Annotated in this window: 3 protein-coding genes; 1 reads left to right on the top strand and 2 read right to left on the bottom strand. The window is 72.3% G+C overall.

Going from position 1 to position 3,238, the window contains the following annotated elements; genetic code table 11:
- Positions 1-40: 40 nt before the first annotated feature.
- Positions 41-1,567, top strand: a complete 1,527-nt coding sequence (locus AB8Z36_RS33800; RefSeq protein ID WP_369217207.1) for an amino acid permease — start codon at positions 41-43, stop codon at positions 1,565-1,567.
- A gap of 24 nt (positions 1,568-1,591) precedes the next feature.
- On the opposite strand, the gene AB8Z36_RS33795 is transcribed toward AB8Z36_RS33800, so the two are convergent.
- Together AB8Z36_RS33795 and AB8Z36_RS33790 are read right to left on the bottom strand one after the other, a co-directional pair.
- Positions 1,592-2,146 carry a GNAT family N-acetyltransferase gene (locus AB8Z36_RS33795; RefSeq protein ID WP_369217206.1) on the bottom strand — a complete coding sequence of 185 codons (555 nt, stop codon included), beginning with the start codon at positions 2,144-2,146 and terminating at the stop codon, positions 1,592-1,594.
- A gap of 42 nt (positions 2,147-2,188) precedes the next feature.
- A complete protein-coding gene (locus AB8Z36_RS33790; RefSeq protein ID WP_369217205.1) occupies positions 2,189-2,974 on the bottom strand; it encodes an SDR family NAD(P)-dependent oxidoreductase in 786 nt (261 codons plus the stop codon).
- Positions 2,975-3,238: the final 264 nt, after the last annotated feature.

Here is a 3,238-nt window from a genome sequence, read left to right as displayed (position 1 = left end):
CACGCATCCCCGCCCACCGCTCATCCCCGGAGGTACACCCGTGTCGCGCACCACCTGGTCGTCGGCCTCCGTCCCGGCGCCACGCCAGGACGAGGAACAGAGACTGAGAGACCTCGGCTACCAGCCCGTACTCGCCCGCCGCATGGGCGGGTTCGGCAACTTCGCCATCAGCTTCTCCGTCATCTCCATCCTGTCCGGCTGCATGACCCTGTACGGGTTCGGCCTCGGCACCGGCGGCCCGGCCGTCATGCTCTGGGGATGGGCCGGTGTCGGCCTGATGGTCCTCTTCGTGGGCCTCGCGCTCGCCGAGGTCACCAGCGCCTATCCGACGTCGGGCGCCCTGTACTACATGGCCGACCGGCTCGGCGGACGCCGCTGGGGCTGGTACACGGGCTGGCTCAACCTGCTCGGGCTGCTCGGCGCCATCGCGGGCATCGACTACGGCGCCGCGCTGTTCACCGGGGCGTTCCTGAACCTGAAGTTCGGCTTCACGCCGACGCCGGAGAAGACCTTCCTGATCTTCCTCTGCATCCTGCTCCTGCACGCCGTGCTCAACCTCTTCAACGTCAAGCTGGTCAGCCTCCTCAACTCGATCAGCGTGTGGTGGCACGTCGCGGGTGTCACCATCATCGTGGGCGTCCTCGCGATCGTGCCGGACCACCACCAGTCGCCGTCGTTCGTCTTCGGCGAATTCGTCAACCACACCGGCTGGGACAACCCGCTCTACGTGACGGCGATCGGTCTGCTCCTCGCGCAGTACACCTTCTGCGGCTACGACGCCTCCGCGCACCTGTCGGAGGAGACCTCCAACGCCTCCGTGTCCGCCGCCCGCGGCATCGTGCGCGCCATCTGGGCGTCGTGGATCGCCGGTTTCGTCCTGCTCGCGGGGCTGACCTTCGCCATCCAGGACTACACGGGCACGCAGGAGACCGACACCGGGGTGCCGCCCGCCCAGATCATGATCGACGCGATCGGCGAGTCCGGGGCCACCGCGCTGCTGCTCATCGTGATCGTCGCCCAGCTCTTCTGCGGCAACGCCGAGACCGCGGCCGCCAGCCGCATGGTGTTCGCCTTCAGCCGGGACAACGCGCTGCCCGGCTCGGCGATCTGGCGCAAGGTGAGCTCGCGCACGCAGGTGCCGGTGCCCGCGGTGTGGCTCTCGGTGGGCCTGGCCGCGGTGATCGCGCTGCCGTCCCTGTACTCCACGACCGCGTACACGGCCGTGACCGCCATCAACGTCATCGGCATCACGCCCGCCTACGCCATCCCGATCTTCCTGCGGCTGCGCGCGGGCGACCGCTTCGAGCAGGGGCCCTGGAACCTCGGCCGCTGGAGCAAGCCGGTCGGCTGGATCGCGGTCATCTGGGTCGCCTTCGTGACGGTCCTGTTCTGCCTGCCGCAGGCCTCGCCGGTCACGGTCGACTCGATGAACTACGCCTCGATCGCCCTCGCCGTGGTGCTGATCCTGGCCACGGTGTGGTGGTTCGTGGCCCGCCGCTCCTACAGCACGCCGCAGGCGTACGGATCGGACCGCGAGCAGGCGGAGGTCGCGGAGAACATCGTCTGAGACCGGCTGGAGCGGTTAGACCGGCTAGAGCGGGCGGTCGTGGAGAATCCGCTGGAAGAGCCGGTGGTCGCGCCAGGCACCCTTGATGTACAGGAACCCCGGCGCGACCCCGTACTCCTCGAACCCGCACTTGAGCAGGACGCGCTGCGAGGCGGTGTTGTGCAGCAGCGTGCCCGCCTCCACGCGGTGCAGGCCGAGGGTGCGGTCCGCCTCGTCGCAGACGTACCGCGTGGTGGCGGAGGCGAGGCCGCGGCCCTGCTGTCCGGCGTCGATCCAGTAGCCGAGGTTTCCGCTGCGGGCCGGGCCGAGCACGATGTGGGACACGGCGGCGTGCCCCACGATCTCGTCCCCGCTCACGAGCACCCAGTGCGCGGAGCGCCCCGCCTCCCGGTCGGCGAGCTGCCCGCGCACCCGCTCGGCCTGCCCTTCCTCGGTGTAGAAGGACGCGGGCCGCTCGGGGTCCCAGGGGTCGAGGTGGGCCCGGTTGCGCAGGTAGGCACGGGCGAGCGCGGGGGCGTCGTCGAGGACGACGGGGCGTATGAGCACATCCGGGGCGAGCGAGTCCTGTTCACCGATCATCGGTTCAGCGTACGGAAGTTCCGGCCTGCCGCGTGATCGTGCTCATCGCCCGCCGGAGACCTTGAGGATCGTGCCGGTCGTGTACGAGGCGTCGTCCGAGAGCAGCCAGGAGACGGCGCCCGCGATCTCCGCCGGCTGGCCCGAGCGGCCCATGGGGATGCCGGAGGCGAGCTTCGCGGGGCGCTCGGGGTCCGCGTGGAACTCCGTCCAGATGACGCCGGGGGCGACGGCGTTGACGCGGATGCCGTCGGCGGCGACCTCCTTGGACAGGCCGACCGTCAGGGTGTCGACGGCGCCCTTCGCCGCGGCGTAGTGGACGTACTCGCCGGGGCCGCCGAGTGTGGCGGCCACGGAGGAGATGTTCACGATGGCGCCGCCGCCGTGCGCCGTCATGTCCCGTACCGCGCGCCGGGCGCACAGCAGGTAGCCGAGGACGTTGACCTCAAGGGCCCGGCGCATCCCCTCGGCACCGGCCTCGGCGAGGGGGCCGACGGGGCCGCTCACCCCGGCGTTGTTGACCAGGCCGGTGACCGGTCCGAGCCGCTCGGCGGCGGTGTCGAAGAGCCGCTCCACGTCCGCCTCGTCGGCGGTGTCCACCCGGACGGCGACACCACGCCGCCCCGCGGCGCGCACCGCCTCGGCGACCTTCTCGGCGGCGCCCTCGTCGGACCGGTACCCGACGACGACATCATGCCCGTCCCCAGCAAGCCGCACGCTGACGGCCGCCCCGATACCACGACTACCACCAGTGACAACGGTAACGCTGCGCTTCTCCACGGGGACCTCCGGTCTGGGGGTGATCTGCCGCGCCCGGCAAGTGATCACCATCCTACGAACGCCACATGGCCCCGCGTCGGAGCAGCACCTACCCGCCCCTCCACACCCCCCCCCCCCCCCCCCCCCCCCCCCCCCCCCCCCCCCCCCCCCCCCCCCCCCCCCCCCCCCCCCCCCCCCCCCCCCCCCCCCCCCCCCCCCCCCCCCCCCCCCCCCCCCCCCCCCCCCCCCCCCCCCCCCCCCCCCCCCCCCCCCCCCCCCCCCCCCCCCCCCCCGGGGGTGATCTGCCGCGCCCGGCAAGTGATCACCATCCTACGA

It is taken from the genome of Streptomyces flavofungini, from assembly GCF_041028215.1.
Lineage (GTDB): Bacteria > Actinomycetota > Actinomycetes > Streptomycetales > Streptomycetaceae > Streptomyces > Streptomyces flavofungini_B.
Note: the sequence above shows the minus strand (reverse complement) of the source record. Positions and strands in the feature narration are given on the sequence as shown.